Genomic DNA, 6,721 nt, shown 5'->3' with positions numbered 1-6,721 from the left:
AGAAATAATGATTTCGCGCAAGTTTAGAATTTTTAGAGAACAGGACTTATTTTTAGCGAAGAGCTCCAGGTCTTGAACTTTTGTTTCTTTTGTTTCAAGACAAAAGAAATTAAAACCCAACAAAAAAGCTGCTTCATCACGAAACAGCTTTTATATCTAAAAGTTAGCATGTTAACTAACTTCTCATTTATTTCCCATCCTGAGCCCCAAAAACCTTCTGCAAAATACTCGTTGTTCTCATAGCAGGTGTATTTCTGATCCCACTTTCTTTATCTGCTACCATTTTAAAAACTCCATTAATGGTTTCTGTAGTAACATATTCGTTAAGATCTGTAGTAACAGCCTGCCCGGTAAACGTATTATATTTTGAAATCAGATTTTTCCAAAGCGTATCAGCGCCAACTTTTCCTAAAGAAGCTTTTACTTTAGGTTGAAAAGCATTGAAAAGTTGAGTCTGAGTTTTTCCCTGCAGGTAGCTTGTTGCAGCATTATTACTCCCTAGCAAGATATTTTTTGCATCTGTAATTGTCATAGAAGTAATAGCATTTGTAAAAATAGGAGCTGCTTCTGTTACGGCATCTTCAGCCGCTCTGTTCAGTAATTTTACTCCTTCGTCAGCAAGGCTTCCCATCCCAATAGAACGCAAAGTAGTGTCGATTTTTCTTAATTTTTCAGGCATTAAAATTTTTACGGCTTCATTTTTGAAAAAACCATCCGTTACTGCCAGTTTTTTTACTCCATCCGTTACGCCCATACTTAAAGCTTCCTTTAACCCTGAAGAAATCTGAGTAGAAGTAAGGTTTCCAAGGTTGGCAGATGAATTGTTGGAACCGGAAGCTTTAGTGGTAGTTTTAGTAGAAGTTGCGGTACCATTATTTTTTACCGGAGCATTAAGATCTACGCCTGTTTTATCTTTAACAGCAGATTTTATAATATCAAAGATCTGTGCCTGAGTTGACATTGAGAATAATAATCCGACTGCCAGGAAAATGTTTTTTTTCATCCTATTTTTTTACAAATTTAAACCTTTTAATTTTTTTAAGTCGACTAAGTTGATCAAAAAACAAACCATAAGGCACAGGATATAATAGAATAATTTCTATAGATATGGTTTAATAATTGTAAACTATTTATTTCATAAGCATATAAACGATTTAAAATGTTTACATTTTGCTTTTAAAAAAGGTTCAAAGAGTTTTGAAAAATAATTATCTTAGCTCAAACCTTAACCACATCCAATGATACGGACTTTTTTAGTACTTTTTGTATTGATTTCAAACGTGATTTTTGCTCAAAATAAATTAAACCTAATCCCTTATCCTCAAAAAGTTCAACTTTTACAGGGGGAATTTGTAATCCCCAAAACGTTCGTACTAAGCGGTAACCTGCCAAAAGAGGAAACAGAATATTTCAAAAAAAGGATTGGTTCTCAGTTAGAATTTCAATATGCTCAGAAAGGTGATGGAATTCATTTAACAAACTCTGTAATTCCTTCACCTTCGGAAACAGAGACTCAGCAGAAAAAAGAATATTATTCAATAGAAATTTCTCCAAATCAAATTCATATTAAGTCCTATACGAAACAAGGGTATTTTCTGGCTCTTCAAACTTTGATTCAGATTATTGAACAGTATAAAGTTGGAAAGAAAATTCCGGCAATGAAAATCGAAGATCAGCCGAAATTTGCATGGAGAGGAATGCATTTGGATGTATGCCGTCATTTTTTCACTGTTGATGAGGTGAAGCAGTATATCGATTATCTGGCGATGTATAAACTGAACACTTTCCATTGGCATTTAACCGATGATCAGGGTTGGAGAATTGAAATTAAAAAATATCCTAAACTTACTCAGATCGGATCAAAACGGAAAGAATCAATGATCGGAGCTTATGTTGACAATACGTTTGACGGAAAACCTTACGGCCCTTATTTCTATACACAGGAACAAATAAAGGAAGTTGTAAAATATGCTCAGGACAGACACATTACTGTGGTCCCTGAAATTGAAATGCCTGGGCATGCTTTGGCTGCACTGTCTGCATATCCTGAACTGGCATGTACCAAAGGACCTTTTGAACCTGCTACAAAATGGGGCGTTTTTGATGATGTTTTCTGCCCGAAAGATGAAACCTTTACCTTTCTGGAAAACGTTTTGGATGAGGTAATCAAATTATTCCCTTCCCAATACATTCATATTGGCGGTGATGAGTGCCCGAAAACAAGATGGAAGGAATGTGCACACTGCCAGGAACTGATTAAGAAAAATAATTTAAAAGATGAACATGGCTTACAAAGCTACTTTATTCATCGGATTGAAAAATATGTCAACAGCAAAGGCCGGAAAATTATCGGATGGGATGAAATTTTAGAAGGTGGGCTAGCTCCGAATGCCGCTGTAATGAGTTGGACGGGCGTGAATGGAGGTATTGAAGCTGCAAAATCAAAGCACTTTGCCGTAATGACACCAGGAGCATACTGTTATTTTGACCATTATCAGGGAGATCCACAGTCTGAACCTAATGCTTTTGGAGGATTTACACCGTTAGAAAAAGTATACTCTTATGATCCTATTCCTTCCGAACTGAATGCAGAGCAGGCCAAGTACATCATGGGAGTTCAGGCTAATCTGTGGACAGAATATATTTTAGATTTTAAGCAGGTACAGTACATGATTTTCCCAAGATTAATGGCTCTTTCTGAAGTAGGATGGGGTACATCAGATCCTAAAAACTATAAAGAATTTGAAAACAGAGTGATCAATCAGTTTAAAGTTCTGGATGGTATGAAGGTTAACTATGCCAAAAGCATTTATAACATCACCGGAAAAGTAATTCCTTCCAATAACGGAATTGCTTATGAACTGTCAACATCACAGAATTCAAACGGTATCCGATATACGCTTGACGGAACAAACCCTTCCATCAATTCTAAAACGTATCAGACGGCAGTTGAGATTCCTAATTCTTTAACCATTAAATCAGCTTATTTTGAAGAGGGACAGTTGAAAAGTGCCGTGTCTACACAGCAATTTACCATTTCAAAGACTACCGGAAAAAAGATAACTTTAGAACAGCAACCTAGCGAAAACTATTCTTTTGGAGGAGCTTTCACTTTAGTAGACGGTATTATCGGAAATGTAAAACAATTAGGTAAAACATGGCTGGGCTTCCAGGGAAAAGATGTTGTGGCAACAATAGATTTTGGACAAAAAACAGCCTTTACAGAAGTGTATTTCAATACCCTCGAAAATAAAGGAAGCTGGATTCATCTGGCTAAATCTGCAAAGATTTATGTTTCTGATGATAACACAAATTTTAAACTGATCAAAGAAATCGGGACAGCAGAAATTAAAAATGCCACTGGAAAAATCAAACTGAATGTTGGGGCGCAGAATGCTAAATACCTGAAAGTAACTATTGAAAATGCTGGTATTATTCCGGCCGGAAATCCGGGAGCAGATTCCAAAGCATGGTTGTTTGTTGATGAAATTGGCGTAAATTAGAATAAAAAATGCAGGACGACACCGTACTTTCTTCCGAATTTTCATCATCACCAGAATTGGTAGAAAAGCTGTATCAGTATGGTACAACAAAAAAATACCATGAAGGTGATATTATATTAGATGAAAATGCTTCCATTCGTTCTATTCCTATCGTGATGAAAGGAATGCTGAAAGTGATCAGAACGGAAGAAGATGGGCGTGAAATTTTACTGTACTACATCAAAGCCGGAGAAAGCTGTATCATGTCTTTTCTGGGCGGAATGCACAATGAAAAAAGCATTGTCAGAGCCGAAATTGAAGAAGATGCTGAAATTCTTTTTCTTCCTGTAGATAAGGTATCTTTATTCATTAAAGAACATCCGGAATGGCTGGATTATATCTTCAGACTGTACCATAAAAGGTTTGAAGAACTATTAGATATAATCAATGCCATTGCTTTCAAAAAAGTAGACGAAAGACTTCTCAATCTATTGCAGAAAAAATCTGAACTCACCGGCTCTGAAACCATTCACACGACCCATGAACAACTTGCTAATGAATTGGGAACTGCAAGGGTAGTGGTATCAAGACTCCTGAAACAACTTGAAGAAGACGGAAGGCTTAAACTGGGCAGAAACAAAATTATCCTTCTAAAACCCCTGAACTCGTAAGTTCTCCTTCCATTTAATCAAAGGTACTCATATTCCCCTCCTTTGGAGGGGTGGCAAAAATTCAAAGAATTTTTGACGGGGTGGTCAAAATCATTGCGAACCGAAGGTAAAGCAATCTCAAAGAAGAGGAATTACTCTAACTTCTTTGTGTCCTTTGTGAAACCATTAGTGTTCATTCGTGTTAAAAAATCTCCTTATGTAACAAAAGTAGCTGTAGCTTTCTTCCCACATTCCCATTTTTGCATTAGAATTAGTTGAATAAAAATGGAAATTATAGGATATGCAGCCGCAGTTTTAATAGGAGTTTCTCTCGGTTTAATAGGAGGTGGAGGAAGTATTCTCACTGTTCCCGTACTTGTTTATCTCTTTGGAATCGATGCTTTTCTGGCAACGGAATATTCTCTCTTTGTAGTAGGAATTAGCAGTCTCGTAGGCTCTGTGTCTTATTTTAAAAAAGGATTGGTTAATTTTAAAATGGCATTCGTATTCGGACTTCCTTCGGTCATTTCCATCTTTCTGACCAGAATATATCTTCTTCCTTTAATTCCTGAAAACGTATTCCAGATACAGAACTTTACGGTTACCAAAAATATTTTTTTACTACTGATTTTTGCAGGTTTAATGATTCTGGCTTCTTATAAAATGATAAAAAACAATTCTTCAGAAGAACTTTCAGAAAACACGGCAAATAAGAATCATACTTTGCTGGCAGCAGGGCAGGGCTCAATAGTAGGTGTTTTAACTGGATTGGTAGGAGCAGGAGGCGGTTTTATGATCATTCCGGCATTGGTTAACCTGTTAAAAATTCCAATGAAGATAGCGATAGGAACGTCATTAGCTATCATTTCTATCAATTCTCTGATCGGTTTTGCTTCCACTGTAAACCATGTGGCAATAGATTGGAAACTGCTGGTTTCTATCACAGCTATTGCTGTTGCCGGGATTATAATCGGATCACAATTATCAAAAAAGATAGACGGTAAGAAACTGAAACCTGCATTCGGATGGTTTATTCTGGTAATGGGTATTTATATCATCATGAGAGAAATATTCCTTTAATTTTCTTATGTAACAAAAGTAGCTGTACAGGAAAAAGGAAAGATGGAAATTTGTATCAGATAATAAATCAAAATAAAATACAATGAAAATAGAACAGATTTACACAGGATGTCTTGCACAGGGCGCTTACTATATTACCTCAGCGGGAGAAGCCGCAATTATTGATCCTTTAAGAGAAACACAGCCTTATATCAACAGACTGAAAGAAGATGGAGTAGAATTGAAATACATCTTTGAAACCCATTTTCATGCAGATTTTGTCAGCGGACATCTGGATTTAAGCCATAAAACCGGAGCTCCAATTATTTATGGACCGACAGCCAATCCCGAGTTTGAAGCCGTTATTGCAGAAGATGAACAGATATTTGAACTGGGAGATATTAAAATTAAAGTTCTTCATACACCAGGACACACTCTTGAAAGTGCATGTTATGTATTGATTGACGAAAATGGTAATGAAAAGGCTCTTTTTAGCGGTGACACCTTATTCCTTGGGGATGTGGGCCGCCCTGATCTGGCACAGAAAGGAGCAAATATGACTCAGGAAGAACTGGCAGGCCTTTTATATGATAGTTTGTATCATAAAATTCTGCCTTTACAAGATGATATTACGGTTTATCCCGCTCATGGAGCCGGTTCAGCCTGCGGTAAAAATATGCAGAAAGAAACAGTAGATACATTGGGAAATCAAAAAAGAACCAATTATGCCTTGAATCAAAAGGATAAACAGAGTTTTATACAAGAAGTAACAGATGGGCTTTTGCCTCCGCCAGCTTACTTCGGGATGAATGTGATGATGAATAAAAAAGGGTACAGCAGTTTTGATGAGGTTCTTTCAAAAGGGTTGCATGCTCTTGCCTCTGAACAGTTTGAAGAAATTGCTGAAGTTTCAGGAGCTTTGATTTTAGATGTAAGAAACAATCATGAATTTGCCATAGGTTTTATCCCACAGTCTATCAATATAGGATTAGATGGTGATTTTGCTCCTTGGGTAGGCGCATTAATTGCAGATGTCAGCCAACCTATTCTGCTGGTAACCGAAAAAGGAACAGAAGAAGAAGCTGTAACCCGATTGAGTAGAGTAGGATTTGATCACATCTTAGGATTTTTGGATGGAGGTTTCGAAACCTGGAAAAAGAGCGGAAAAGAAATCGATGTTGTCAACCGTATTTCGGCTGAACAGTTTGAATCCGAAATCAAAGAAAAAGAAGCAAAAATTATTGATATAAGAAAAGAAAGTGAATACAACGCAGAACATATTCATGAAGCTTACAGCAAACCTTTGGCCTATATCAACGAATGGATTCATAAGATAGAACCAACTGAACATTTCTACATGCATTGTGGTAGCGGTTACAGAAGTACAATGGCAGCAAGCATTCTTCAGGCAAGAGGATACAGAAACTTTTCAGAAATTGAAGGAGGTTTTAAAGCCATTAGCTCTACAGAGATTCCTAAAAGTGATTTTGTGTGTCAGACTAAAATTTTAAATACATTAGATTAAAAAAT

The 6,721-nt window shown here is 36.6% G+C and carries 5 protein-coding genes; 4 read left to right on the top strand and 1 reads right to left on the bottom strand.

Annotation, left to right across the window (positions count from 1 at the left end; all coding sequences use genetic code 11):
• Nucleotides 1-187: 187 nt before the first annotated feature.
• Nucleotides 188-1,003, bottom strand: coding sequence for a DUF4197 domain-containing protein (locus NK356_RS20285; RefSeq protein ID WP_253317890.1), 816 nt, complete (start codon nucleotides 1,001-1,003; stop codon nucleotides 188-190).
• Nucleotides 1,004-1,238: 235 nt separating this feature from the next.
• On the opposite strand from NK356_RS20285, the gene NK356_RS20280 reads away from it, so the two are divergent.
• The 4 genes from NK356_RS20280 (at nucleotide 1,239) to NK356_RS20265 (ending at nucleotide 6,716) form a co-directional block, all read left to right on the top strand.
• Complete coding sequence (locus NK356_RS20280; RefSeq protein ID WP_253317889.1) at nucleotides 1,239-3,503, top strand: family 20 glycosylhydrolase; 2,265 nt, start codon at nucleotides 1,239-1,241, stop codon at nucleotides 3,501-3,503.
• Between the two features lie 8 nt (nucleotides 3,504-3,511).
• Nucleotides 3,512-4,153: a Crp/Fnr family transcriptional regulator gene (locus tag NK356_RS20275; protein ID WP_034695357.1), complete on the top strand. Its 642-nt coding sequence runs from the start codon at nucleotides 3,512-3,514 to the stop codon at nucleotides 4,151-4,153.
• A 264-nt stretch (nucleotides 4,154-4,417) separates the two neighbouring features.
• Nucleotides 4,418-5,212 (top strand): sulfite exporter TauE/SafE family protein, encoded by a 795-nt coding sequence (locus NK356_RS20270; protein WP_034695360.1) that lies wholly within the window; start codon nucleotides 4,418-4,420, stop codon nucleotides 5,210-5,212.
• Nucleotides 5,213-5,294: 82 nt separating this feature from the next.
• Nucleotides 5,295-6,716, top strand: a complete 1,422-nt coding sequence (locus tag NK356_RS20265; RefSeq protein ID WP_253317888.1) for a rhodanese-like domain-containing protein — start codon at nucleotides 5,295-5,297, stop codon at nucleotides 6,714-6,716.
• The last annotated feature ends 5 nt before the right edge of the window (nucleotides 6,717-6,721 follow it).

This window comes from Chryseobacterium sp. S0630 (assembly GCF_024158915.1).
Taxonomy (GTDB): Bacteria; Bacteroidota; Bacteroidia; order Flavobacteriales; family Weeksellaceae; genus Chryseobacterium.
The sequence above is the reverse complement of the archived record's forward strand: the minus strand, read 5'-3'. Positions and strand labels throughout refer to the sequence as shown.

What these genes read in the sequence shown, in the direction of transcription:
- NK356_RS20275 (WP_034695357.1), top strand. Translation starts at nt 3,512, where the DNA reads ATGCAGGACGACACCGTACTTTCTTCCGAATTTTCATCATCACCAGAA.
- NK356_RS20270 (WP_034695360.1), top strand. Translation starts at nt 4,418, where the DNA reads ATGGAAATTATAGGATATGCAGCCGCAGTTTTAATAGGAGTTTCTCTC.
- NK356_RS20265 (WP_253317888.1), top strand. Translation starts at nt 5,295, where the DNA reads ATGAAAATAGAACAGATTTACACAGGATGTCTTGCACAGGGCGCTTAC.
- NK356_RS20280 (WP_253317889.1), top strand. Translation starts at nt 1,239, where the DNA reads ATGATACGGACTTTTTTAGTACTTTTTGTATTGATTTCAAACGTGATT.
- NK356_RS20285 (WP_253317890.1), bottom strand. Translation starts at nt 1,003, where the DNA reads ATGAAAAAAAACATTTTCCTGGCAGTCGGATTATTATTCTCAATGTCA.